Annotated in this window: 21 protein-coding genes and 1 pseudogene; 12 read left to right on the top strand and 10 right to left on the bottom strand. The window is 40.1% G+C overall.

The window, feature by feature from the left end:
* Positions 1 to 181: 181 nt before the first annotated feature.
* The 5 genes from ACYVM0_RS03195 to ACYVM0_RS03175 all read right to left on the bottom strand — a co-directional run bounded on the left by ACYVM0_RS03195 (position 182) and on the right by ACYVM0_RS03175 (position 6,219).
* On the bottom strand, positions 182 to 730 hold the full coding sequence (locus ACYVM0_RS03195) for an REP-associated tyrosine transposase (protein WP_460552353.1): 549 nt from the start codon (positions 728 to 730) through the stop codon (positions 182 to 184).
* Between the two features lie 225 nt (positions 731 to 955).
* A complete protein-coding gene (locus ACYVM0_RS03190) occupies positions 956 to 2,794 on the bottom strand; it encodes a UbiD family decarboxylase (RefSeq protein ID WP_460552350.1) in 1,839 nt (612 codons plus the stop codon).
* Between the two features lie 173 nt (positions 2,795 to 2,967).
* A complete protein-coding gene (locus ACYVM0_RS03185; protein ID WP_460552347.1) occupies positions 2,968 to 3,819 on the bottom strand; it encodes a DUF6089 family protein in 852 nt (283 codons plus the stop codon).
* Between the two features lie 63 nt (positions 3,820 to 3,882).
* Positions 3,883 to 4,866 carry a pyruvate dehydrogenase complex E1 component subunit beta gene (locus ACYVM0_RS03180; protein ID WP_460552344.1) on the bottom strand — a complete coding sequence of 328 codons (984 nt, stop codon included), beginning with the start codon at positions 4,864 to 4,866 and terminating at the stop codon, positions 3,883 to 3,885.
* Between the two features lie 249 nt (positions 4,867 to 5,115).
* Complete coding sequence (locus tag ACYVM0_RS03175; RefSeq protein ID WP_460552341.1) at positions 5,116 to 6,219, bottom strand: redoxin domain-containing protein; 1,104 nt, start codon at positions 6,217 to 6,219, stop codon at positions 5,116 to 5,118.
* A gap of 222 nt (positions 6,220 to 6,441) precedes the next feature.
* Here ACYVM0_RS03175 and ACYVM0_RS03170 point away from each other — a divergent pair, with 222 nt between their 5' ends.
* From ACYVM0_RS03170 to ACYVM0_RS03155, 4 genes are all read left to right on the top strand, one after another.
* Positions 6,442 to 7,263 (top strand): helix-turn-helix domain-containing protein, encoded by an 822-nt coding sequence (locus ACYVM0_RS03170; protein ID WP_460552337.1) that lies wholly within the window; start codon positions 6,442 to 6,444, stop codon positions 7,261 to 7,263.
* Between the two features lie 57 nt (positions 7,264 to 7,320).
* Positions 7,321 to 8,148, top strand: coding sequence for a helix-turn-helix domain-containing protein (locus ACYVM0_RS03165; protein ID WP_460552334.1), 828 nt, complete (start codon positions 7,321 to 7,323; stop codon positions 8,146 to 8,148).
* Between the two features lie 72 nt (positions 8,149 to 8,220).
* A complete protein-coding gene (locus tag ACYVM0_RS03160) occupies positions 8,221 to 8,769 on the top strand; it encodes a cupin domain-containing protein (RefSeq protein WP_460552331.1) in 549 nt (182 codons plus the stop codon).
* A gap of 70 nt (positions 8,770 to 8,839) precedes the next feature.
* The gene (locus ACYVM0_RS03155; RefSeq protein ID WP_460552328.1) at positions 8,840 to 9,451 is read left to right on the top strand and encodes a cupin domain-containing protein; all 612 of its coding nucleotides are present in this window, start codon (positions 8,840 to 8,842) and stop codon (positions 9,449 to 9,451) included.
* Between the two features lie 142 nt (positions 9,452 to 9,593).
* Here the strand turns inward: ACYVM0_RS03155 and ACYVM0_RS03150 are convergent, their stop codons facing one another.
* Positions 9,594 to 10,772 carry an acetyl-CoA C-acyltransferase gene (locus ACYVM0_RS03150; protein ID WP_460552325.1) on the bottom strand — a complete coding sequence of 393 codons (1,179 nt, stop codon included), beginning with the start codon at positions 10,770 to 10,772 and terminating at the stop codon, positions 9,594 to 9,596.
* Positions 10,773 to 11,414: 642 nt separating this feature from the next.
* Between ACYVM0_RS03150 and ACYVM0_RS03145 the strand changes: the two genes are divergently transcribed.
* From ACYVM0_RS03145 to ACYVM0_RS03135, 3 genes are all read left to right on the top strand, one after another.
* Positions 11,415 to 14,051, top strand: coding sequence for a valine--tRNA ligase (locus tag ACYVM0_RS03145; protein ID WP_460552322.1), 2,637 nt, complete (start codon positions 11,415 to 11,417; stop codon positions 14,049 to 14,051).
* Between the two features lie 160 nt (positions 14,052 to 14,211).
* On the top strand, positions 14,212 to 14,697 hold the full coding sequence (locus tag ACYVM0_RS03140; protein WP_460552319.1) for a hypothetical protein: 486 nt from the start codon (positions 14,212 to 14,214) through the stop codon (positions 14,695 to 14,697).
* Positions 14,697 to 15,188: a GNAT family N-acetyltransferase gene (locus ACYVM0_RS03135; protein WP_460552316.1), complete on the top strand. Its 492-nt coding sequence runs from the start codon at positions 14,697 to 14,699 to the stop codon at positions 15,186 to 15,188. Before ACYVM0_RS03140 ends, ACYVM0_RS03135 begins: the two co-directional genes overlap by 1 nt.
* An 821-nt stretch (positions 15,189 to 16,009) precedes the next feature.
* Here the strand turns inward: ACYVM0_RS03135 and ACYVM0_RS03130 are convergent.
* A complete protein-coding gene (locus ACYVM0_RS03130; RefSeq protein ID WP_460552313.1) occupies positions 16,010 to 16,513 on the bottom strand; it encodes an Lrp/AsnC family transcriptional regulator in 504 nt (167 codons plus the stop codon).
* A gap of 115 nt (positions 16,514 to 16,628) precedes the next feature.
* On the opposite strand from ACYVM0_RS03130, the gene ahcY reads away from it, so the two are divergent.
* Together ahcY and ACYVM0_RS03120 are read left to right on the top strand one after the other, a co-directional pair.
* Complete coding sequence (gene ahcY, locus ACYVM0_RS03125; RefSeq protein WP_460552310.1) at positions 16,629 to 17,957, top strand: adenosylhomocysteinase; 1,329 nt, start codon at positions 16,629 to 16,631, stop codon at positions 17,955 to 17,957.
* Positions 17,958 to 18,318: 361 nt separating this feature from the next.
* Entirely contained in the window at positions 18,319 to 19,518 is a 1,200-nt protein-coding gene (locus ACYVM0_RS03120; RefSeq protein WP_460552307.1) for a multidrug effflux MFS transporter, read from the top strand.
* A gap of 128 nt (positions 19,519 to 19,646) precedes the next feature.
* Here the strand turns inward: ACYVM0_RS03120 and ACYVM0_RS03115 are convergent, their stop codons facing one another.
* On the bottom strand, positions 19,647 to 19,910 hold the full coding sequence (locus ACYVM0_RS03115; RefSeq protein WP_460552305.1) for a hypothetical protein: 264 nt from the start codon (positions 19,908 to 19,910) through the stop codon (positions 19,647 to 19,649).
* Between the two features lie 512 nt (positions 19,911 to 20,422).
* Between ACYVM0_RS03115 and ACYVM0_RS03110 the strand changes: the two are divergent.
* Positions 20,423 to 20,635 (top strand): annotated as a pseudogene (locus ACYVM0_RS03110) (diguanylate cyclase); the annotation flags it as partial.
* Positions 20,636 to 21,068: 433 nt separating this feature from the next.
* Complete coding sequence (locus ACYVM0_RS03105; protein ID WP_460552302.1) at positions 21,069 to 23,651, top strand: COR domain-containing protein; 2,583 nt, start codon at positions 21,069 to 21,071, stop codon at positions 23,649 to 23,651.
* Positions 23,652 to 23,838: 187 nt separating this feature from the next.
* On the opposite strand, the gene ACYVM0_RS03100 is transcribed toward ACYVM0_RS03105, so the two are convergent.
* Positions 23,839 to 24,246: a helix-turn-helix domain-containing protein gene (locus ACYVM0_RS03100; RefSeq protein WP_460552299.1), complete on the bottom strand. Its 408-nt coding sequence runs from the start codon at positions 24,244 to 24,246 to the stop codon at positions 23,839 to 23,841.
* Between the two features lie 231 nt (positions 24,247 to 24,477).
* On the opposite strand from ACYVM0_RS03100, the gene ACYVM0_RS03095 reads away from it, so the two are divergent.
* Entirely contained in the window at positions 24,478 to 26,535 is a 2,058-nt protein-coding gene (locus ACYVM0_RS03095; RefSeq protein ID WP_460552296.1) for a sensor histidine kinase, read from the top strand.
* 3 nt (positions 26,536 to 26,538) lie between these two features.
* Here ACYVM0_RS03095 and ACYVM0_RS03090 read toward each other — a convergent pair whose 3' ends face one another.
* Positions 26,539 to 26,802 carry a hypothetical protein gene (locus ACYVM0_RS03090; protein WP_460552293.1) on the bottom strand — a complete coding sequence of 88 codons (264 nt, stop codon included), beginning with the start codon at positions 26,800 to 26,802 and terminating at the stop codon, positions 26,539 to 26,541.
* Between the last annotated feature and the right edge of the window lie 102 nt (positions 26,803 to 26,904).

Here is a 26,904-nt window from a genome sequence, read left to right as displayed (position 1 = left end):
AACCTCTGTTAAATATTACAAGTGTTCAATTTTTAACGGCCCATGTTCCACTACTGGCGCAAGTGTTCTTCCGAAGGAAGGCCACTTGTGCCTATTGATCTTAGCGGTTTGCAACCGCAGCATAAACGTACGTAAAATAAAAGACATGTCATTTCAAAAGCAGCCCAACCTCTGTTAAATATTACAAGTGTTCAATTTTTAACAGCCTATGTTCCTTGGTATAATAATCAATGCCGCTGCTGTATTTGTAGTGCCATGGCTCCCATACCAGGCCACTACGCACAGGATTCTCACGTAGATAATTCAACCGCTGTTGTATTTTTTCTGTAGTATTTAATTCTATCGGGTGATAATCCTGTCTCCAAAATTGATAGTCTTTATTGTTACTGTTACCCCGTCCGGTATAACCGAATATATTTAACATCCATTCTTTTCTGCTTTCACTGTTATTTTCCCGTATCGCTTTTATGATTTGTTGGCTCGTATATTTTTTCAGGTCCCTGACAATATTTTCAAGCTTATCAGTATTGCTGCTAATAATCAGGTGTACATGATTGGTCATTATTATCCAGGCGTGTACAACCAATGCTTTATGTTGCTGACAATATTGTAAACTTTCTGCAAACAACTCTTTGTATTGCTCTCTGCTGAACACATCGATCCATCCAACAACCGAGAATGTTACGAAATGGGGTATCGCAGCTTCACCAACTTTATATTTACCAGACATAAAAGGGCCTTAAACAATAGTAAGGCCGGTTAGCTTTAAATGGCGTTGCAAGGCAAGGGTATTCTTATTTTTAATTAATAGTGGGATATACGATAAAGGGAAAGATTTTTTTGGACAAAGGGGAGCCGCGGTTGCAAACCGCTAAGATCAGAAGTCACAAGTGAACTGCCTGCGGCAGAACACTTGCGCCAGATTTTGATATTAGTTCGATAATTAAAACATCGGCTATACGATACCATACAAACTCCCACCCTTCTCAAATACTCTATCAATACTTTTTTCAACAGCCGCATCTTTTTCCACCGGCGGCGCATGATGTGGTTTTATCCGGGCGTCAAATACCAACGGGCCATTGCAGCCCCAATGTTTATTGGTTGTAAAACTATCAATGCCATACATATCATGCGATGGATTGCAGCGGGTAAAAGTTACCCATAAAAAATTATTCAGTTTTGCGCTTACAAATCCGGCATCATCACACACTATAATAAAAGGCAGGTTCGTGAGCAGTGAGACGTGAGTCGTGAGTTGAGTACTTAATGCTTGTAACTGACTATTAGCAGTAGCGTAATCACTAAATTTCCTGGTTTGCAAAGCCACCACACCCGGCATAACGAGTTGTGCATTTTCAAAGCCTTGTAAACTATTCAGGCAGTCGGGTACTGTTGTTGCCAGTTCTCTTATTCTTTCTCCATAGGCAGCCAGTACCACTTTACTGCCACTGTTCAATCCGGTGCCACTATAATCCAAAGTATCAATGGTGGTGTTGGTATAAAAATGAATGTCTCTTTTTAAATTGATACGTTCCAAAATAAAGCGCAGATAATTTTCAATATTGTTAGTGCTTATTTTGTTGGTATCACCTGCAGTAATAAATAAAAATTTAGCCAGGCTCAATTGTCCTGTGCCTAAAATATGATTGGCAATGGTCAGAATTTCTGCCGGTTGTTTGGCAGGCGCATAAGGGGTGTATCTTTCGCTGCCGATAGCCAGCAATAAAGGATGTACCCCAGCCGCATCCACCGCATGCACTTCTTGTAAACCCGGTATCTCTTCCTGCAAAGCACTGCCGGTCATTTCATGTATCAGTTGTCCGAAGCTGGTATCTTCCTGCGGCGGTCGGCCTACAACAGTAAAAGGCCAGATGGCATTTTGCCGGGCATATACTTTATGCACTTTCATTAATGGAAAATCGTGTTGCAGGCTATAGTAACCCAAATGATCACCAAAAGGGCCTTCCGGCTTTGTAGCACCGGGATATACTTCTCCCGTAATTACAAAATCAGCATCGGTACTAACACAAAAATCATCTTTATACGTATAGCGAAACCTGCGGTTGCCCAATACACCTGCAAAAGTCATTTCGCTTATGCCTTCGGGTAAGGGCATTACCGCAGCTACACTGTGTGAGGGTGGGCCGCCGGCAAACACACTTACTTTTAAAGGCAGTCCTTTTTTATTGGCCTTGGTTTGATGCACACCAATACCACGATGCAATTGATAATGCAAACCAATTTCTTTGTCCATTGCATAATCATTGCCCGAAAGCTGTATGCGGTACATCCCAAGATTGGCATTCATGATGCCGGGCTTATCAATATCTTCTGTATACACTTGCGGCAATGTAACAAAAGCACCACCGTCCATTTTCCAATGGTGAATCTGCGGAATGTCTGATATTTTTATTTCCTGGAATAAAACAGGTTTGCTGATGGGATTCTTAAGTGGTAACGCTTTAAGAGCTGCTACTCCTGCACTGAAATTTTTTATGGGATGTTTGATGGCTGTAACCGGATCATTTTTTAATTCGATGAGTTGCTGTACAATTTGCAGCGTATCCCTGAAGATAAATTTGCTTCTCTCCAGCGTACCAAAAATATTGGATGCCGCACGGAATCTGCTGCCCTTTACACTTTCAAATAATAAAGCCGGCCCGCCAGCTTCATGCACCCGCAAATGAATGGCGGCCATTTCAAGATAAGGGTCAACACTTTCTTTTATGCGGATCAATTGCCCGTTCTTTTCCAGATCCAGTAAACATTGCTCCAGCGATCTATAACTCATCTGATGTATTTACGCAAAGGTAAAACAGATTTGGAGTAAAATAGTTCTGTGTAATTCAGAACAGGCTGGCCCGGGCAGAAATATATAATTTGCTTTGGAGAAACCAGCTGACACAAAACCTTAGTATCATTCAGATACAAGGCAGCTGTTATTTAAATTTTATAGGTGTATGATCAGTAAATATTGGTAGGACAACCGGTTTTTGATTTACCTCCCGACCCGTTGCTACCTCCGGCCCCGTTACCATGCAACCTGAAACTGATATTAAAGCCGGAAAAATAATACCAGTCTTTATTTTTCGAACCTCCACGCTGTGTGCCATCGGCCGGGTAACCCAGGCCTGTTTTTAATTCATCGCCGCGGTAAGCCAGGTCCACAGCTTTCTGGCCACGGTTAGCCAATAATATATTCTGATCTATATAAGTGGTACTCACATCATCAATATAATCAGTATTGGTTTTACGTAAACCAATTTCAAAACCTACACGGATATTGTCGCTGATAGACAACCTGACCCCGCCACCAAAAGGAATAGAGAACTGGTGCAGTTGATACACTTTTCTACCCTGGTAAAAGCCCTGGCCTTCGGTGCTTAATGGTTGTAAATACACTTTATTACCGGTAGAATCTTTAGTTGAAGGCTTAAAACTAAAATAGCTGATGCCTGCAAACAGGTAAGGCGCTAATGAATGTTCGTAAGGATTAAGTAAATTATACTCCAGCCCCAGGTGGATATCTGTTATGGGAGATGAAAAACTCAGGTTACGAAGTGCATTTTTTGAATTGTTCTTATCATCCCCGCTCACTTTTCCAAAAGTAACATTGGCCCTGGCAGCAAACCTGTCGGATAGCTCATATAAAGCGCCTGCGCCAAATGCAGGGTGCGCCTGGTCCAACGTAAATCTTTTATCCTGCAGGTCGCCCTGGTAATTGCTGAAACCACCAAACAAGGTGAGGTGTAATTTTTGCGCCTGTGTATTGATGCTTGCCAATAACAGTGCTATAATTAATATCCTTTGTTGCATATATAAAAAATGAGGGTAAACGTTTTTGTTTACCCTGCTAATATCATACCAAAAATGTAATGCTTATTTTTTAAGATACATCACTTCCTTTACCAGCTTTACAGTACGTGGCACATCCGGTAAGTAAGCGGCCACCAGGTTAGGGGCATAGTGCATTGGTGCATCTGCAGAAGTGATCCTGCGGATGGGGGCATCCAGATAATCAAATCCTTCCTTTTGTATACGGTAAGCAATTTCAGAAGATACCGATGCAAATGGCCATTGTTCTTCTACAATAACCAGGCGATTGGTTTTTTTAACGCTCTCTAAAATAGTGAACCAGTCCAACGGGCGGATTGTGGCAATGTCTATTACTTCTGCTTCAATCCCTTCTTTTGCCAGCTCTTCTGCCGCAGCCATCGCCACTTTCATCATTTTATTAAAAGAAACAATGGTAACATCTTTACCTGTTCTTTTTATAAATGCTTTACCGATGGGTAAAATGTATTCTTCTTCCGGTACTTCGCCTTTATCGCCATAAGCCACTTCACTTTCCATAAACATAACCGGATCATCGTCACGTATAGCAGCTTTTAAAAGTCCTTTGGCTTCATAAGGTGTAGAGGTACTGATCACTTTTAAACCCGGTATGTTAGCATACATGGCTTCAAAAGCAGTGGAGTGCTGGGCACCCAACTGGCCTGCACTACCATTGGCTCCCCTGAAAACGATAGGGCAACCAACCTGTCCGCCACTCATTGCCAGCATTTTAGAAGCGGTATTTAATATTTGATCTAAAGGTAAAACAGCAAAGTTCCAGGTCATAAATTCCACAATCGGGCGAAGGCCGTTTTGAGCTGCACCTACTGCAATTGCAGAAAAACCAAGTTCAGCGATAGGTGTATCAATTACTCTTTTTTCGCCAAATTCTTCCAGCATTCCCTGGCTTACTTTATAAGCACCATTGTATTCTGCTACTTCCTCCCCCATTAAAAACACTCTTTCGTCCCTTCTCATTTCTTCCTGCATGGCTTCCCTCAGGGCTTCTCTTAATGCTATTTGACGCATGTTAAATTGGTTAATTGGTTAATTTGTTTAATAGTTGCCTGTTCTCTTAAAGTTTGCAAATTTATTTCATCGGAGGCAGACCAACAAATTGTATTGCTATAAATAAGAGAAAGTAAATAAGGTAGATAAAGTAAAAAAGCAAATAAAGTATATAGGGTAATACAACTTGTGCCGGCCGCTATTTTATTCCGGGTGATTGCTGCTCCGTATCACCAGCTACTATATACTTTGTATCCCTCTCCCTTTCAACTACGGCATTATTTCAGCCAGCTTGGCCTGCAATTTTTTACCAAATAAATTTTTGGCAATGATACGGCCCTCTTTATCCAGCAATATATTGGCAGGAATGGCTTTGATATAAAATTGGTCTGAAGTGGTATTCTGCCAGCTTTTCAATTCACTTACCTGTTTCCATACCAGGCCATCTTTTACAATGGCAGCCTTCCATTTTTCTTTTCCCTTTTCACTGTCGTACGATACGCCGAATATTTCAAAACCTTTGTCTTTATAGGCATTGTACGCTTTTACAATATTGGGATTTTCCTTACGGCAGGGGCCGCACCAGCTGGCCCAGAAATCTACCAGTACATATTTCCCTTTAAGAGAAGATAAGCTCAGTTCATTATCCAAAGTATCTTTTTGTTTAATATCCGGTATCAGCAGGCCAACAGCAACGCTCTGGTAAGCATCCAGCATCTTCTTTACCGCTATACCGCTTTCAGATTTTTTTACTTTTTCATCCAGCATATTGTATAAAGGCGCTACATCGCCGGCCTCAGCATAATAACCAAAATTATCGGTGATGGCCATAGCACTTCTTTCCGAAGATCTGTTGGCTTTTATAAAATCAGCGGCATACTTTCTTTTTAAAACAGTAATAGATTCTTCTGCTTCATCCAGGCTATCGGTAACCGCCGTGTTTTTATCTTTTGCCGCTTTATCATACAGGTCGTAAAAATTCTTTTCGGCATCATTGGCAGGCTTCATCGCTGCGGAATATTTTTTATCGTCTTCATTCAGCTTGCTGCCGCTGATGGTTAGCTCTTTTAACTTTTCGCCGGTGCCGCTGATTTTCATCTGGCTGGCTTCTGCATAAAAACGCAGGTAATCTTCCTTACGGTCTTTAATAGTCAATACCGCAGTGGAAGGTTTGGCGGCAAAGCCTTTAAAGCTGAACTTTCCACCTGTAATAGTTGCACTGTCTTTTTTTGCGGCCGATGCCCCGTACACTGTAAGGTAGATGGTACCCGTTTTTACTTTACTGAAAGTGCCATTGATGGTAAAGGCAGAATCCGATTGCGCTGCCGCTGCCGCACTTGCTAAAACAAAACCTGCGAATAATATTTTTCTCATTGAATAAGTTTAAGCCTTAAAATTAATATTATTATCAGGAGAAAAATCCGGCAGCGGTTGAATTATACTATTTTAATGGAAAAAATTATACCAGCGGTAAACAGTGCCACCGCATACATGTCGCTTTTGTACTATTTTATTTTCCTTAACCCGTTTAGTTTTGAAGCAGGGATATAATTATTATGTAATTTACAGCAGGCAGTAACTCATTAAAAGCAACCGGTGTTTTTAAAATTTTATCAACCGCATCCTCTTTTACAGCATGTAGTCAGCAGTATAATGATATTTGCTGAACAGTTTGATGTAACAAAACCTCCCGCCGAAATCCCCTACCCGCCATTGCCTGAACAAAGCCTTTTCTTTTATGCACGTATGCCCATTATTGCCCGTGTACAGGGCAAAGAAATCGCTAACCCCAACAGCATTATAGTAGGGCCTCAATTGCACAGGGTAAATTTAAAATTAGGGCACGACCACATTGTAATAAGAGTAGGCTTTCATCCGGGGGGATTGCATCGCCTTATTGGTTTGCCAATGCACAGGATGCTGGATTATGCCTGCGACAGTGCCGATTTTTTTAATCAGCAGATAAGGGAAGTGAATGAACGCCTGTTTAATACCATGGCCTACGATGATATGATAAAAGTGGTGGAAGCATTTTTGCTGGAAAAAATTAAACTGGCTAAACGATCCTTACCATTTGACAGTGCCATGGCCCAACTGGTAAAGTATGATGGCCTGGTTGCCATTGAGAAAATAGCCTCAATGGCCTGCGTAAGCCTGCGCCAGTTTGAGAGACAATGTAAAGAACGCATTGGCCTGCCGCCAAAATTATATGCCCGGCTGATCCGTTTTTCAAAAGCCTACCGCCTGTACGAAGCCAATACCAGCCTGAGCTGGACGCATATTGCACATACCTGTGGCTATTTTGACCAGATGCATTTTATACGTGATTGCAAGGAATTTGCAGGCGTAACGCCTTCTGCAATTGCCAAAGAAGTAGCCAATGCCCCGGCACAATTACAATTTATGCTTAGTTTTTAAGATGTCTTTTTTATACTACCGGATACGGCAAAATAGTTGCATATTTGAGGCCGACAGATGCTACTGAACGAGATCATACCACACCCCTCGCTAACCGAGTATGTACGACTATTCAGGTTGATCCATTTTGTATTTCCGGCATCCATAAAAATTCCTGCCAAAGCATATACCCCAAGGCCCGAGCATTGCCTGCAGTTTTTCCCTGCCGGTAAAAATATAATCAGCTATCCTGATGGGGCGCCTGCACTAACTACAAAAAATGCTATTATTTCCGGTCAGCATACGGTGATCAGTAACCGGCAGATGGAAAATAATTTTCTTTCGGTACAGGTCGTTTTTCAACCCGGTGCTTTGCAAAGATGGCTGGGCATGCCTGCGGTAAAACTGACGAATATGCTACTAGATGCAGAAGAAATTTTGGGCCCTAAAGTGGCTGCGGTAAATGAAAAATTATACCATGCAAAAGATTATGCGGCCATGATAAAAATAGTGGAACTTTTTTTACAGGAAGAATTTAAAAAGATAAAAAAAGACAACCATCCTGTTAACACGATCTGCAACCTGATGCTTAAAGAAGCAGACAGGCCATTGGACTGGTTTGTAAAGCAAGCTTACCTGAGCCACCGGCAGTTTGACAGAAAATTTTATGATAGCACAGGTGTTAATCCTACAGAATTTTTAAAGGTGATACGTTTTGACAAAGCATTCAGGATGAAAAACCGCTTTCCCGAAAAAGACTGGTTAACTATTGCCCTGCATTGCGGTTATTACGATTATCCGCACCTTTCCAAAGCCTATAAATTATTTACAGGATTTACGCCACCGGAATTTTTTAAAATAGATAACCAGGCACCGGAACGTTTATTGGGCGAAGCTGAAACCTGATACCAGAAAGTCTTTCTCTTACTACTTTATGCACGGCGCTGGTCATTATGTTTGTGTACTAAACAAACAATTATGAAACGCAAGCAATTTTTAGCCACCACATTGGCAGCAATACCTGCTATTGGTTTTTCTAATGCACTGTTGTCAAAAAACAGCAGTAAAAAATCTTTTACTGTAAAAGCAGGCAAGGGAAGATTCGGAGAATCTTTTTTATACAAGGGAAAGAACCCCAACGATATTAAGATCTCTAAAAAAGATACGGGTAACCAGCTGGCCGTATTTGAATACATCGGGTACGAAAAAAGCGGTCCTTCCCTGCACCTTCATTTTTACCAGGACGAAATTTTTTATGTGGCAGAAGGCAATTATCGTTTTGTGGTTGGCGATAGTACACAGGAATTACAGGCCGGTGATACTATTTTTCTTCCCCGTAATGTACCGCATACCTGGCTGCAACTTACAGATAAAGGCAGGCTGGTATATTTTGTACAACCTGCTGGTAAAATGGAAGATTTTTTCAGAACAATGAATAACCTTACGCATCCGCCTACAGAAGCAGAAGTAAAAAAAATACACCTTGATAATGACATGAAAATTATTGGCCCGCCATTGAGCTTATAAAATACTTGTCGTGTTTATACTATCAGCAGCCCTGGCGGTAAACTAGTTTTGTGCTACATAATTATACAGCATGAATCAACCTGTACACATCAACCGCCGTCGGTTAATACAACGTATGACGGCATTAACACTGGGAGCCGGTTTTTTACCCAAACTGAATTTTGCCACCGGGTTTAATGAAAGTATTGATAGCGCAAAAGCCATTTACATTGCACCAGGCGAAGGTAAAAAAGGCAAAGTGGGTGATATGGATATTACATTCAAATTAAATAAGCAACAAACTTCCGGCCACATGGGCCTGTGGGAAAGCATAATACAACCGGGAGAATTGGGGGCACCACCACACCTGCATAAAACCTTTGATGAAATATGCCATGTAAAAGAAGGCAGCGTTTTTATTATGACCGGGGATGACATAACAGAAGTAAAAGCAGGCGGCTGGCACCTGAGGCCTAAAGGCGTTGTACATACTTTTTGGAATAGCAGCAATGCACCTGCAAAAACAATTGATATCTGCTTACCCGGTGGCCACGAAGATTATATGATTGACCTGGCAGCACTTTTCGAAAATGGTAATCGGCCTAAGCCCGGTGATTTTAAAATACTGTCGGAGCAATATGATATACAATACCGCTTTGATCTGCTGGCAGACATCATGAAGCAATACAAAGTAAAATTGTAAGTATAAAAAAAGTGATGCCGTTGCGCATCACTTTTAGCAAAAATTATTTTGAAACTACTTTATAGTTTTTTATTGCCACTAATTGCAGCAAAGAACGCTAATAAAACACATTCGTGAAAACTGGTGCAATTCGTGGTTGATCTTATACATTTTCAATTACCATGGCACTGGCACCACCGCCGCCGTTGCATATACCGGCAGCACCATACTTTGCATTATTTTGTTTTAATACATTGATGAGGGTAACAATTATTCTTGCGCCACTGCAACCTAACGGATGGCCTAAACTTACGGCACCACCATTTACGTTTACTGTTGCAGGATCTAATTTCATGCGCCTGCTGTTTTCAATACCAACTACAGCAAATGCTTCATTCAATTCCCAATAACTGATATCTTCCATTTTTAAACCTGCTTTGGCAACTGCTTTGGGTACGGCTAAAGAAGGTGTGGTGGTAAACCATTCCGGCGCCTGCTCGGCATCGGCATACGATAAAATTTTAGCAATCGGTTTTAAACCCAGTTCTTCAGCCTTTTCTCTGCTCATTAAAACCAGTGCTGCGGCACCATCATTCATCGTACTTGCATTGGCAGCAGTAACGGTACCGTCTTTTACAAAAGCACCTTTTAATTCAGGTATCTTATCAAACTTTACATTAAAAGGTTCTTCATCTTTACTGAATAAAATGGGATCGCCTTTGCGTTGCGGAATGGCAACAGGCACAATCTCATTTTCAAATTTGCCGGCATTTATGGCAGCCTGGCTGCGTTTGTAGCTTTCTATTGCAAATGCATCCTGCTCTTCACGGCTAACACCACAGGTGGTAGCACAAAGTTCTGCCGCATTGCCCATGGCTTTGCCATCGTACACATCTGTTAAACCATCTTTGGCAAGGCCATCAATAAAAGCCACATTGCCATATTTATTGCCCCAGCGCAAATTTTCTGAGTAGAAAGGTACATTGCTCATACTTTCCATACCACCAGCCACTACAATATCGGCATCGCCTAATAAAATGCTTTGAGCTGCCTGTGCAATGGCTTTCATGCCGCTGGCACAAACTTTATTTATGGTGGTACAATTTACTTCGTTGGGTAAACCGGCAAATTTTGCGGCCTGCCTTGCAGGTGCTTGTCCAAGATTGGCTTGTATTACAGCGCCCATCAACACATCATTTACCAATTCAGGTTTTATGCCTGCTTTTTCAACAGCGCCTTTAATGGCAACCGCCCCTAATTTAGTAGCAGAAAAATCTTTTAAACTTCCGCCAAAACTTCCCATTGGCGTACGGACTGCGGAGATGATATATACTTCCTTCATAAAAACAAATCGTTTAGACTGCAAAGGTATACCGTTCTGTTTTCACTTTTTACAGATTTGAGAAATTGTAAGTGATGTACTCAAAACATTGGATACTGTTTATCGCTTCTTTTGTTTTGTTGAGTTTTGTTAAAGCACAAAATAAAAAACAGGTGCTGCTTCCTTGTTTGCTGTTGCGGATGGGATGATATTGACAAGAATTATAAGCAAGCATTCCGCCTGCGGCGGACAATACAGAACGCAGATATTTATGATGATCATGATTTACACAGATCAATCATAATTTATCATCACCATCATAAAAATCTGCGTTCCCCATAAAAGCACCGCAGGTGCATGAATTTATCTGCTCTTCATCTTTTTCAGGCAGCACTTCTCCCCTCGCCTGCTTTTTCGTACTATTGACAAGAATTATAAGTAAGCATTCCGTCTGCGGCGGACAATACAGAACGCAGATATTTATGATGATCATGATTTACACAGATCAATCATAATTTATCATCACCATCATAAAAATCTGCGTTCCCCATAAAAGCACCACAGGTGCATGAATATATCTGCTCTTCATCTTTTTCAGGCAGCACTTCTCCCCTCGCCTGCTTTTTCGTACTTTTGCAGTCCTGAAAAAATTGAACGACGAAAATGGAACTGACTAAAAATTTTGAACCTACTACTATCGACGCAAAATGGTACCAGCATTGTCTGGATAAAGGATATTTTAACAGCACCCCCGATGCAAGGGAAGCGTATACGGTGGTAATTCCACCGCCCAATGTAACCGGCGTGTTACATATGGGCCATTGCTTAAATAATACCATCCAGGATATTTTAGTACGCCGTGCCCGTATGGAAGGCAAAAACGCCTGCTGGGTGCCCGGCACCGACCATGCTTCTATTGCTACCGAAGCAAAGGTGGTGGCCATGTTACGTGAAAGAGGCATCACCAAATCTTCTTTAACAAGAGAAGAATTTTTAAGCTATGCCTGGGAATGGAAAGAAAAATATGGCGGCATCATTTTACAGCAATTGAAAAAATTAGGCTGCAGTTTAGACTGGAGCAGGACTTCATTCACTATGGATGAAGATTATTACCAGTCGGTAATAAAAGTATTTGTAGACCTGTATAAAAAAGGATTGATCTACCGTGGCAAACGTATGATCAACTGGGATGTGGTGGCTAAAACTGCATTAAGTGATGAGGAAGTAATAAGAAAAGAAACGAGGCAAAAGCTGTACTACTTATCTTATAAAATAGATGGCGGAGATGAAAACATTACCATAGCGACAGTAAGACCTGAAACAATAATGGGAGATACAGCCATTTGTGTAAACCCCAATGATGAGCGCTATAAACATTTACATGGCAAGTTTGCAATTGTGCCTTTGATCAATCGTCGTATCCCTATTATAACAGATGATTATGTTACGATGGATTTTGGTACCGGCGCATTAAAAGTTACGCCTGCACATGACATGAATGATAATCAATTAGGGCAAAAACATAATCTTGAAGTAATTGATATTTTAAATGATGATGGCACTTTAAGCGAAGCGGCACAAATATTTATTGGTGAAGATCGTTTTGCAGCGAGAAAGAAGATTGCCATTGAACTGGAAGAAAAGGGTTATTTAATTAAGACTGAAGATTACACCAGTGAAGTTGGTTATAGCGAAAGAAATATAGATACCGTTGTAGAACCCCGTTTAAGCCTGCAATGGTGGGTTAGCATGAAAAAAATAAGTGAGCCTGCATTGGATGCTGTAATGAGTGAAGAAATAAAATTTCACCCGGCTAAATTTAAAAATACATATAGTCATTGGATGACCAATATAAAAGATTGGTGCATCAGCAGGCAACTGTGGTGGGGACACAGGATACCGGCATGGTTTGATGAAGAAGGAAATTATGTAGTGGCAACAAATGAAGAAGAGGCTAAAAAAGAATGGCAGATAAAACATCCGCAGGCTGATATCAGCAATATTACATTGAAACAGGATGACGCCTGCCTTGACACCTGGTTCTCTTCATGGCTTTGGCCATTTGAAGTGTTTAAAGGATTAAGCAACCCTGGCAATGCTGAAGTAAAATATTATTATCCTACCAACACATTAGTAACTGCACCGGAGATTATTTTCTTTTGGGTAGCAAGGATGATAATGGCGGGTTATGAATACATGGGCCAGAAACCATTCAGTGATGTTTATTTTACCGGTATAGTAAGAGATAAGCAAGGCCGGAAAATGAGTAAAAGCCTGGGTAACTCACCCGACCTGTTAGGATTGATAGATAAATACGGTGCCGATGCCACACGTTTTGGAATCATGATTGCTTCGCCTGCGGGAAATGATTTGTTGTTTGATGAATCGTCTTTAGAACAAGGCAGAAACTTCAATAACAAGATGTGGAACGCATTGAAATTGGTGAAGACTGTTTGGAAAATAAGCGCAGAGCAGCAACTTCAAAGCTCGTTGGGAGCACAAAATAGTTTTGCTATACAATGGTTCGAAAATAGATTACATGAAGTGAAAGCTGAAGTTGATGGATTGATAAAACAATTCCGTTTGAGTGAAGCATTGAAAGTTATTTACAGCTTGATATGGACTGACTTTTGCAGTTGGTATCTGGAATGGGTGAAACCAGAATTTGAACAACCTATTGAAGCAACCGTTTATAACAAAACGATTGAATTCTTTACAGAGTTAATGCAATTACTCCATCCTTACATGCCTTTTGTAACAGAAGAAATTTATCACCTGTTGCAAGAAAGAAATGAAGACTTGTGCGTAAAACAATTGAGTGCATTTAAAAATGCTGATGCTGCCATTTTGCAACAAGGTAATTTATTGAAAGACGTAATCACAGGCATTCGTGATGTAAGAAATAAAAACCAGATCAAACCGAAAGAGCAGATTCAATTACATATTCAAACAGCCATCGCAGCAACTTACAAATCAATCGAAAACATCCTCGCTAAGCAACTGAATGCAAAAGCCATTTTGTATGTTGATGATAAAGTAAGCAATACCATTTCCGCGGTAATTGGTAATGATAAATTTTATATAGCATCAGAACAACCAATGAATATTGGCAACCAAAAGGATGACCTGCTGAAAGACCTGGAACACCAGAAAGGATTTCTTGTATCGGTAGAAAAAAAATTAAGCAACGAAAAGTTTGTTGCCAACGCCAAACCGGAGGTATTAGCACTGGAACAAAAAAAGAAAGCCGATGCTTTAAGCCGGATAAAAGCTATTGAAGAAAGCCTGGCTTCTTTATAATGTTTTACCTGTGTTCGTGAATCGTCAATGGTGAGTCGTGAACGGTCAGTCACTCACGATTGACGATTCACTATTCACGTCTCATGCCCTCAAAGAGTTTGTTAAATTACCCCTGCAAATACTTTTTACCACGTAAATTCGTTGTTACAAAAAAACTATAATGCCAGTATTAAAAAATATCATTGTTTTATGTTGCCTGTCAACAGTTACTACTGCTGCCCTGGCACAAAAACCAAAACCTGGTAAACCTGCAGTAACCACTGTAAAAAATAAGTTGCCCAAATTAAAAACTGCTTTAGGCAACAGGTCCGATTCTGTGGGTGTTTCTGTAGATGAAGCCTTAAACCTGATCAGCCTGCCGCTAACCATTACCGACGATAAAAAGATCCCTTATACCATCGTTACCTATCAATGCCTGTACAGGAGAAAAGCCGTTACAGAAGATGAAGAAAGCGGTAAAGTAACCCCCATCAACAGCGTGGTAGCCAGCTCTTTTAAAACCACTCCCCTTTCTGATATCTGGAAAAAAACAATCTCGGAGCAATTGAAAACCGGGGAAGAAATATTTTTCTTTGATGTGGTGGTAAAAGATGCTCAGGGTAAGTTGATGTTTGCACCCAATCTTAAACTGTCCATTGTTCAATAATGCCCGAAGTAAAGAAAGCAACGGTAAAAGATATTCCGCTTATCAGGCAACTCACTTTTGCCATCTGGCCGCAAACCTACAGCCAGCTTTTAACCCAGGACCAGATCGATTACATGCTGGACCTCATTTACAGCCCGGCTGCCCTGCAACAACAAATTGAAATTGACCATTGTACTTTCATTATTATTTACGATAACAACGAGCCTGTTGCATTTGCCTCTTACAGCCAGGTACAACCCACCGTATGGAAGCTGCATAAAATTTATGTGCTGGCTTCGCAACAGGGCAAAGGCACGGGTAAATTCATCATTCAGTACATTGTGGACGAGATAAAACCACAACATGCCACTGCATTACAGTTGCAGGTAAAGCGTGATAATCCTGCACAACATTTTTATACCAAACTGGGTTTTACTATTATTGCTACTGCTGATTTTGATATTGGCAATGGGTATTTTATGAAGGATTATATTATGGAACTTTCTGTGTAATAAGTTTATAGTTTTACTTATGCAAGGATTTTTTTGGAACACGGATCAAACGGGTTAAACGGATGAAAATGGATTTTTTTTCTGCAAAGCAGAAAAGTGAGATTCTTTTTTTTCGCAGCTTTACTTATGCAAGCTTTTTGGGAACACGGATGACACGGGTTAGACGGATGGAAACGGATTTTTTTTCTGCAAAGCAGAAAAGTGAGATTCTTTTTTTTCGCAGCTTTACTTATGCAAGCTTTTTGGGAACACGGATGAAACGGGTTAGACGGATGAAAACGGATTTTTTTTTCTGCAAAGCAGAAAAGTATGGATAATCAATCACATTAATCCCGTATGCTGCGTAGCAGCATCATCTATTTTAAAAATCCATCCAACCCGTGTCATCCGTGTTCCTGTATTTCCTGCTCTCATCCTGTATGCTGCATAGCAGCATCATCTATTTTTTTAAATCCGTCCAATCCGTGTTATCCGTGTCCCTGTATTTCCTGCTCTCATCCTGTATGCTGCGTAGCAGCATCATCTATTTATTAAATCCATCTAACCCGTGTCATCCGTGTTCCTGTATTTCCTGCTCTCATCCTGTATGCTGCATAGCAGCATCATCTATTTTTTAAATCCGTCCAATCCGTGTCATCCGTGTTCCTGTATTTCCTGCTCTCATCCTGTATGCTGCGTAGCAGCATCATCTATTTTTTAAAATCCATCTAACCCGAGTCATCCGTGTTCCTGTATTTCCAGCACCCATCCTGTATGCTGCGTAGTAGCATTATCTATTTATTAAAATCCATCCAACCCGTGTTATCCGTGTACCTGTATTTTTACCCATACACCAACTGATGCGTATCCTTTATCACGCCCATCACAAACACACTCTGCACATGCCCCATATTGTCGATGTTACTTAATTTGTTGACATGAAAATCGTGGTAGGCATTCATATCGGCCGTCATTACCTTCAGCATAAAATCATATTCGCCGCTGATGGTAAAACATTCCACTACTTCGGGCATGGCAAGAATGGATTTTACAAATTTGGTACCCGCAGTTTTGCTATGCTCTTTTAAACTAACATAACAGATAGCGATCAGGCTTTTGTTTACTTTGGTATGATCAACCAGGGTGGCGTATTGTTTTATTACACCGCTGGCTTCCATGCGCTTGATGCGCTCGTGTACCGGCGTGGTGCTCAGGTGAATTTTATCGGCAATTTCCTTTACCGGCATACGGGCATTTTGCTGCAGCAGGCTGAGTATGGTAAGGTCTTTGGTATCCAACGCAACATTGTCTGTAGCTGTTTTTTCTGTTTTAGTAGCTTTTGCCATGGGTAAACAGGGTTTTATCCTTTTTAAATGATAATAAAATAATAATCCACCAAATTTACACAAATCTGTAGAATATTATGCTGAAATGGTACTTTTGTGTTCTAAAAAATAAAACATGTCTACAATAACAAAAACCTCCATCGACTTCAGCCTTAAAAATAAGGTTGCAGATATGAGCCTCGCTGAATGGGGCCGTAAAGAAATTAAATTAGCCGAAGCAGAAATGCCGGGCTTAATGGCCATCCGTGAAGAGTACGGACCAAGCCAGCCATTGAAAGGTGCAAGAATTGCAGGTTGCCTGCACATGACCATTCAAACTGCGGTGCTGATTGAAACTTTAGTGGCTTTAGGTGCAGAAGTAAAATGGAGCTCTTGCAATATCTTTAGTACACAAGACCAGGCTGCTGCTGCTATTGCTGCTGCAGGTATTGGTGTATTTGCATGGAAAGGACAAACACAGACAGAAGCTGACTGGTGTATTGAACAAACCTTATGGTTTGGTGGTGCCGACCGTCCTTTAAATATGATACTGGATGATGGTGGTGATTTAACCAATATGGTTTTTGATACCTACCCTGAACTGATACAGCACGTAAAAGGTTTAAGCGAAGAAACCACTACCGGTGTACACCGCTTATACGAAAGAATGGAAAAAGGTACATTGCCAGTTCCTGCCTTTAACGTAAATGATTCGGTTACCAAAAGTAAATTTGATAACAAATACGGTTGTAAAGAATCATTGGTAGATGCTATCCGCCGTGCTACTGATGTAATGATGGCTGGTAAAGTGGCTGTGGTAGGCTCTTACGGCGACGTAGGTAAAGGTTCTGCTGCTTCTTTAAAAGGTGCCGGTTGTCGTGTAATCGTTACCGAAATTGACCCTATCTGTGCTTTGCAGGCTGCTATGGACGGTTTTGAAGTAAAACGCATGATTGATGCAGTTAAAGAAGCTGATATCATCGTTACGGCTTCAGGTTGTCGTGATTTGATCACTGAAGCTCACTTCCGTGTAATGAAAGATAAAGCGATCGTTTGTAATATCGGTCACTTTGATATTGAAATTGATATGGCATGGCTGAACGCTAATTATGGTTCAACTAAAAACACCATCAAACCACAGGTTGATATGTACACCATCGACGGTAAAGATGTTATTGTACTGGCAGAAGGCCGACTGGTAAACTTAGGTTGTGCTACCGGCCACCCAAGTTTTGTAATGAGCAACAGCTTCAGCAACCAGACTCTGGCACAAATTGAATTGTGGACCAAGGGCGAACAATACGAAAACAAAGTGTACGTATTACCAAAAGTATTAGATGAAAAAGTTGCCCGTTTGCATTTAGCAAAAATTGGTGTAGTTTTGGACGAGCTTACACCGGCACAGTCTGCGTACTTAGGCATACCCAAGGAAGGACCATTTAAGCCTGAAGCGTACAGATATTAATTATCTCTTTTTTAAAGGTGAATAAATACATAGCCCTGGCTCATTCCTGACCGGGGCTTTTTTATGCCCCCTGAAGGGGAATCTGCAAACACACTGCTTTTTATTATAACCGTTCAATTATCATGGCATAGCTTTCTCAGCCCGTAGTGGTTGAGTGCATGCAGCAACCAAAGCAGCGTAAGCCATTGGTGTTTTGCAGGGGGCCTTACAGCAAAAAAGAGAAAGATACCGTTGGTATGCTAACGCTTTTTGCTACACTGCAGACCAGGAACAGTGTAGTTTATTTTTACAATACTAAAGGCGCTGTAACTGTGCCCCATATTGTTTTACATTTGCCGCCTCAATTAACAACAGCAATTTTATGATGACAGGAGCCCGTGGCAAACAGCAGAATTTTATACTCATACTTATACTGGGTGCACTTAATACCATTACGCCATTTTCTATTGATATGTACCTGCCGGCTTTTCCACAGATAGCCCGGGATTTTAATACGCAGATAGATAAAGTGGCTTTATCTGTGTCTACTTATTTTTTAGGGTATGCATTGGGGCAGATCCTTTACGGCCCCTTACTGGACAGGTTTGGCAGAAAACCACCTTTGTATGCCGGCCTTGTATTGTACATTGTGGCAACAATTGGTTGCTTTACCGCATCCACAATAGAAGCCCTATGGGTGATAAGGTTTGTACAGGCTTTAGGCGGCTGCGTAGCTTCGGTTGCTGCCATGGCCATGGTAAGGGATTTTTTTCCGCCCGAAAAAAGTGCCGGTATCATTTCGTTGCTGGTACTTATATTGGGTGTATCGCCGCTGCTGGCACCTACTGCCGGAAGTTTTATAATTGTAAACTGGGGCTGGCATGCCGTGTTTATTGTACTTGCTGCCATTACCACTATTATTGTAGTACTGGTATTTTTCTTTTTGCCCGAAGGCCATGTGCCCGATAAAACAATGTCGTTAAGGCCGCTGCCCATTATTAAGGGCTTTAAAGAGGTATTAACAGCACCAAAGTTTTATGTATTTGCGCTGGCCGGTTCTTTTTCTTTTTCGGGTTTGTTTGTATATGTGGCACACTCCCCTGCCATTTTTATGGGCCATTTTGGCCTTACCGAAAAATTATACGGCGGCGTGTTTGCGTTACTGTCAGTAGGTTTTATTGGTGGCAGCCAGCTTAACCATATACTTACAAAAAGATTCAGCAACCGGCAGATATTACAATCGGCATTACTGGTGCAGGCGCTGGTGGCACTGCTATTTTTAGCCGGTGCTGTAAATGGCTGGTATGGGTTACCGGCAGTGCTGGTATTATTGTTTGCATTGCTGTGCTGCTGCGGCATCAGCTACCCCAATGCGGCAGCACTGTGCATGGCACCCTTTGCCAAAAATGCCGGCACCGCATCGGCCCTGCTGGGTTTTATACAAATTGGTTTGGGCGGGCTTATCTCTGCAGGGGCAGGTATGTTGTTACTGGATGCCATAACAGCCATGGCCGTAGTGATGACGGCTTCGGTGCTGATTGCATTAGCTATTTTATTAACGGCCAAAAAGAGCGTAGCATAAAAACCGGGCAAACCACGGTATCATTTCATTAAGCTTTTATGGCAGTGCAGCTTGTGTTGCAGGTGGGCTAACTGCATTGCACCTGCTTTATCTATACACGACCCTGGTACGGAGTAAAGCCGGCTTTGCTACGGCGATGGTATGGCTGTGCCGGCAATAAGGTATTTTGCTGCGGATGTATGCCGGAGCGTAAGCCGGGATGGGTGCTGGTTGTTGGATATAACAGTGTTGGTATTTTGTTTAGGTGTAGATTGGGTTATTGGGTCGGTGTGAAAACGACTAAGGCGAAAAACAACTGTTTGCAGTATAAACTGTCTATCACCACTGCTGTTACCAGCCACCTGCACATTTTCATTGCAAAGAAAAAAAGAAGCAGAGAAAACGCTGATCAACGTTGCGTTAATTTAATGGGTTGGGGCACTACAGCGACCAGAACCCTTTACAGCAGAAACTTTACTTCCCAAAAACTGCCTTGAATTACAGGCACCCCCGTTTCAAATTCGCCAGGCAACTCACCAATCTTCATAATAATTACAAAACCTGAAACTTTCCTGACTAGTAGTCGGGACGCTCTATTTGTACGAGAGACAGATTTTGATTCTGTTGAGTACACCTGAAAGCGTTCCACTTTTGTGAGCATTGTGGCAGGGGTATTTGAAATGCTATCGGGCTGCGTTGTCGTTTAAATGATTCCTTTGGTTAGCCTCTTCTCAACATATAGCTCTATTGAGCTTTTATCAAAGCATGAGTTAAAGAAAATAGTTTCTAAGTTTGGGTATTAAATATTATTTTTATTTGACTTTAGCAAAACGTTTAGCAGTTTCATAAAAAACTTGTTCCAATTTTAATTATTAATCAAATTATCAACAGTTAACTATAGCATAAATTCAAAACTAATGTTCAATTTGGAGGTCTATTTATTGATATAGATAATTTCAAAAGGATTAACGATACATATGGACATAAGGTAGGGGATTTTGTTTTACAGCAGTTGGCAAAGCTTATAAAACCTAGAACGGATGAAGATGTTCTAATAAGGTTTGGGGAGACGAATTTTGGATATTTTCAAAAATCGGGGATAATTATCAAGCAGGACACGAATTTGGAACTCGATTAAAAAATTGGGTATTAGATTATGACTTTTTAATTGATCATCAAAACCAGAAAAGAGAAAAAATGACTATTAGTTGTTGAGTAACCGAATTTGACATAGAAAAAGATACGGACATAAATCATTTAAAGATCGTTTATTACATGCATTAAGCCTAAGCCAAGCAAAACGAAATCCCAATGGTTCTGAAAAGAAAAACTTTGTTGCGATTATAGATACTAACGGTTTAAATAAGGTAATTGAAAATGGTTAAGTTAGTTCATATTTAAGGCGTACAAGGTTATGATTTGGGCAGCTTCTTAACGTTATTTATATATTTTCGGCTATCAGCTTGGGTAGGTCAAATAGCAACTGCATCTGTTGTTGTAAAAAAAAAGGGCAAAACTATAGAATATAAAAAATTCTACTTTCAGGAGCAACTTAAAGTTAAATCTATAATATGAATATTCAAGCTATTAAATTGATAGAAAAATCAATAGAAACCAAAACTTCATATTTGAATTTAATCAGTCTTAACCTAATAGACGAAGATTTTATCGAAGGAGGAGAAATCTATAAATTATTTTGCCAATGCACCCATGTTACCAACTTAATATTGGCATTTAATCAAATTAAGACAATTCAAGGTTTAGACACACTGACATCATTACAAGAGCTAGATATCAGTTCAAATCGAATTCAAAAATGTATTGGGATAAAAAATCTCACAAACTTAGTGTCCTTAAATCTTAGCGCAAATGAAATTAGACAAATCGAGGGCATGGAAAAACTAGAAAATCTAATGTTTTTAGATATTAGCTCCAATGAAATTACTGATATTACTGAACTCGAGAAATTGAAGGCTTTAGAGGAATTGGATATTAGTTACAATAAAATTATGGAAATCGACAGTTTAAGGGAACTTCCTAATTTAAAACAGTTAGATATATCGAGAAATGGAATCAAAGATATTACCCCATTATTAGGACTCCTTAAACAAAATGACAATGCTTTAAATATTGTCTTTAAAGAAAAGAGTATCAGTTTAGGTGAAATTAATGCTTTTAAAAATCCATTAAGTACACCACCTATCGAAGTAATAGAGGAAGGCAAAGCCGCTGTTTTGCGGTATTTTGAAAACATTGCTTCGCAAGGTCAACAGAAGGTTTTTGAAGCCAAGCTGATCTTAGCTGGAAGTGGGGAATCGGGTAAAACATCACTTAGCTGGAGACTTAAAGATAAACAAAAAACTCTACCCCAAAAAGATGAGCGCACTAAAGAAATTGATGTGAGTAACTATAATTTTAATACAAATGAAGGTTATGTTTTTACAGCTTATATATGGGATTTTGGTGGTCAACAAATTATTCATAATTTCCACAGACTCTTTATGAATGATAGTGCCCTGTATGTACTTCTTACTGAAACTAGTAGAGAGAATGATGATTTGGAATACTGGCTACAAACAATAAGACTCTTTGGAGGAGAAAGTCCTATACTTTTTGTGCAAAATAAGCGTAATGGGGTGCCCAGAAGGCTAAATATTGCCCCTTACAAGCCTCATTTTAATATCCAGGGCGATATTTATGAGATAAATTTATTAAGTAATGAGGGTCTTCTAGATTTAGAATTAGCTATTCAAAAACATATACAACAACTTCCTATCGTACAAAGAACAATCCCAATGCATTGGTTTCAATTAAGGGAAGAATTAGCTAAGCTAAATGTGCCTTATATTAACTATGGAGAATTTGTATCTCTTTGTAATAAATTAAATATATCGACTATAGTTGATATCGAAGATGTAGGGGATTTCTTGCACAAATTGGGTATAATACTTTGGTATAGGAATAATTCAGTCTTGCATGACAAAATAATTTTGGAAAGACAGTGGGCAACTAGGGCTCTTTTTCAATTGGTATTCAATGAAGGAATAAACCAAAACCATAAAGGTTATTTTACGTTAGGAGAAGCAAAAAAAATTTGGGATGAGGAGTCGGATTATGGACATCATGCAGTTCAATTGGTGGCTTTAATGCAAGAATTCAAACTAGCATATCGTCAAAAGGGAAAAATTGATGCATATATAATACCAGCGTTACTTCCAGCTATTATGCCAAATAGAACTTTCAGTTCATTAGTAAGTTTAAGAATTATATATCAGTACGTACATTTACCTCGAGGTATTGTTAATCAACTTACAGCTGAACTATGCGAAAAGATTGAGAACGATGAATATACCTGGAGTGAGGGAGTGTGGTTAAAGGAGAATAACACTGAAGCAAGAATTATAGAAAACAGAGTCGCTAAAACCATTACAATAGAAATCGCAGGTGTTCAACAAAGAGAATTATTTGGTGCCATTAAATCTACTTTAGATAGTATCCATAGAGAGTACAAAGGAATTCAATGTGAACTTAAAATACCCTGTATTTGTAACTTTTGTCTAAATAATGCCAAAAGGCATTATTACAATTACCAAACCATAATTTCACGATTAGATAAAGGTATAAAAAATACAATTGAATGTGAATTAAGCTCAGAAGATGTATTACTTTCTGCACTACTGGATAATCTATTGCCCGACAAAAAGGTAATTACAAATAAAGATTTACAAGATTACATAAAACATGGTTTTGACTCTGTGCAAAAAGCAACTAAGAAAACTCATATTGATTTGGACATGATTAAGAATGAATTAAGTCTTCAACACGATGACATCATAAAAATACTCTCATTGAGTCAATATGGAAAACAATCATTAATAGGTATGCTAGAAAAAATTGATACTGTTTTTAGCAATGAAGATGCAAAAGTAAAATTAATGGCGATAAATACAGCCCTTGACGTAAAGTTATCTCAGCTACCAAAGGATATTCTTTTGCAATGGCAAGCACTTAATAAGAAAACTAAGGATGAAATGGATATTAAAGCCAAATTAAAATTAAAAGTGCCCATCATACCTTTTTTGCTTGAGTACGAAGGTGAAGCATCTTTTGATTTAAAAAAATGGGGTAGGCAATTATCTAGTGTTGTATTTTGATTAGTATTATTTTTTCTTAGTCACTAAGTCATCATTGTTATGCAGCGTCTGCCCACCAATGTCAATTAATAGCAGCGGCTCTCCTAAAGGACTACTACGTAATAAACACAGTATAGTATTTACCTCCATCTACACGCCACAAAAAAAGCCTCCGCAACGCAGAGGCCAACAACTATCTTTTTATCCCTTATTGCTTATTAATTATTTTCTCCAGCTTCTCCATCATCTCATCTTTCTCTTTCAGCATCCGTTCATACAAAGCAATCTTCTCTTCATGCAGCTTAACAAGTTTATCAATTGGGTTGAATATAGGATTGTGATTAATGCCGTTTAGAATTGAACCATTATCAAACGTATTCGCAATAATATTTACCGCCTGTTCTTCATCAAAATTTTCCAAAGCTTCCACGGGTAATTTCAACGTTGCCGCAATTTGCTCCAATAGTTTAGCATCAATGGTTTCTTTACTTTCCAACAGCGATATTTTTTTCTGGTTCCAGTCGTTGCCCAGTTCGGCGGCAAAGGCTTCCTGCTTAATGCCCAGCATTTCTCTAAAGCGTTTTACATTGCGGCCCTGGTGTATTGTTTTTTCCATATTGTAATTGATTGTATGGTTACAAATATAGTAACATTTACAGGTAAACTATACCGCATAAATTAGCGGTTTTACTACCTTATTTATACAGTGTACCCCTGTGCCCCACGCATGCGCAGGTGCAATATTATTTTGTAAACAACAGCATTAATAAACCGCCATTTTATTGCATTTAAATTTTGGTTTGTTGGTATTTTTGTGTATTTTATCACAACACCTACACCTGATAAAATGAACAAGCTGATCGCCATTTTGTTTGCCCTGGCCTGCTGCGCAAAAGTTTCTGCCCAGTTAAGTGATGCGTTTATAGCATCGCTGCCTAAAGAAACAGGGCTGCCACTCACCGGTAAAAAAACATTAACGGTAAAGGAAAAATTATCGGTCATCGGTAATTTTCGTAACAGCCTTACCATACCCAAAGAGTTTATCCCGGTGTACGATTCTGTAACCACTTCCCTATGCCTTGATTTTAAGGCAGAGAAGAATCCTTATGAAAAATTAGAGATCGGGTATCGCCTGACGGCTTTTTATAACCTGGTAGGTGATTATGCCCAAAGCCTGGCCTATACCGACCAGGTGCTGGAACTGGCAGCTAAGTACGATACCACCAAAATAATAAAAGTAGGGCATCAGCGATTAAAAGGCACCCTGTTATCAAAAATGAGAAGACAGGAAGAGGCGGTTAATTTTATTAATACATGCCTTGATGAAGCCCGGGCCCAGAAAGATACTTTTGGCCTGGGGCTGCTTTTTTACGCCCTGGCCACCACCTACTCCACCATTAACCTGCCGCATATTTGTATACAAAATATCGACAGCAGTTTTTATTATTACGACCTTGTTAAAAACAGGCGGGAAGAATATGCCAAAGCCTACGGCGAATCTGTAGCGCAAAAGTTTTTGCAAACCTTTAATCTTTTTGAAGAGACCAATGATACCGCCTACCTGGAAAACCTGCGGGATATTATAGCATTTGGAAAAAGCAAAGCTATCAACCGCCCCTTTTTTGTTGTATACCCGATACTTGAGGCCTACAGCAGAAAAGCGTTTGACACCGCCATAGCACGCTGCGATACCTTTCTTAATAAAAGCAAGGAGACAAAATTATCTATCAACGATTATATAGGCCTGGTGGTAACCAAATACAAGGCCCTTAGCCTGTATGCAATGGGTAAACAAAAAGAAGGCGTGCAGTTGCTGGAACAACCTTTACAGGAAATAATGGATAACCCCGGAAAAGACGAAGGGGTTATCAGGTTAAGGCTGCCATTTTTATATAAAACGTCGCAGCTGCTGCAGGATTTTTATGAGACCAACCACAATTGGGAAAAAGCCTATCATTACCTGGCCATCAATAAAACAGTAAGGGATACCCTGGATTTTCTATCTAACCAGGGCAAAATATTTGAAGCCAACCAGAAATACAATTTTGCCAAAAAAGAAGTACTAGTGAAGGAGCTGGAAAAAGATAATGCCATTAAAATAAAAGAGAAAAACCTGGCCTTATCGGTCACCATTATTTCCCTGCTTTCTTTTATTACCATTGGCTCTGTACTGTATAACCGCTACAGAAATGTAAAGCTCACCAAGCAAATTGCAGCCCAGGAGGCACAGAATACCATCGACCGGTTGAATATTACCAGCCAGTTGCAGATATCTGAACTGGAAGATAAAAACAGTATTGCCAAACAGGAAGAGCAAAAGCGGCTGGGCAGGGAATTGCATGATGAGCTGGCCGGGGATATTGTTTTTTTGAAATCGAAGATTGAACTGGAAATTATGACCCGGAAAGATAAGGAAGCTACTGATAGTTTACAGGCTATCAGTGCCTATACAGGTGATATATACGAAAAAGTAAGAAGCAAAAGCCATAACTGGTATAATACTCCGATTGAAGAATCTGACTCTTCGGTTAAAAAAAGGATTGAATTATTAATTGCTAACGGGCTGGCGGATGATAAGTATACAAAGAATATTGCTATAGATGATTATGCATTGCAATTGTTATCGCTGGGTACAAAAATAGAGATCCTGTACATTATAAAGGAAGCATTATCCAATATTCTTAAACATGCTAATGCCACATTGGTTGACATACTTATATACGAAGATATTTCGGGCGTTGTTGTAGATATTACTGATAACGGCAAAGGCTTTGATACCGCCATGATAAAAAAAGGTGTAGGGCTGCAATCCATAGCCAGCCGGGCACAACAAATACAGGGCAAATTCTCTATCACCTCAGGAAAAAAAGGTACTGCCATAAATATTGTAATACCTGCAGGCTAGGCGTTAGCCGTTGTTGGTATACAGCGCCAGCCCTTGTGCCCTGTGTACCAACAATACAGCCCGAAGCCCACCCTCACCAATACCCGATTCTCTTTGTGATACAACCCACGCCACTGCATTTTCATCTGTAAGAAGAAATACTTCTCTAGCCGTTGTTGGTATACAGCGCCAGCCCTTGTGCCCTGTGTACCAACAATACAGCCCGAAGCCCACCCTCACCAATACCCAATTCTCTTTGTCATACAACCCACGCCACTGCATTTTCATCTGTAAGAAGAAATACTTCTCTAGCCGTTGTTGGTATACAGCGCCAGCCCTTGTGCCCTGTGTACCAACAATACAGCCCGAAGCCCACCCTCACCAATACCC

It is taken from the genome of Ferruginibacter profundus, assembly GCF_054783275.1.
Note: the sequence above shows the minus strand (reverse complement) of the source record. Positions and strands in the feature narration are given on the sequence as shown.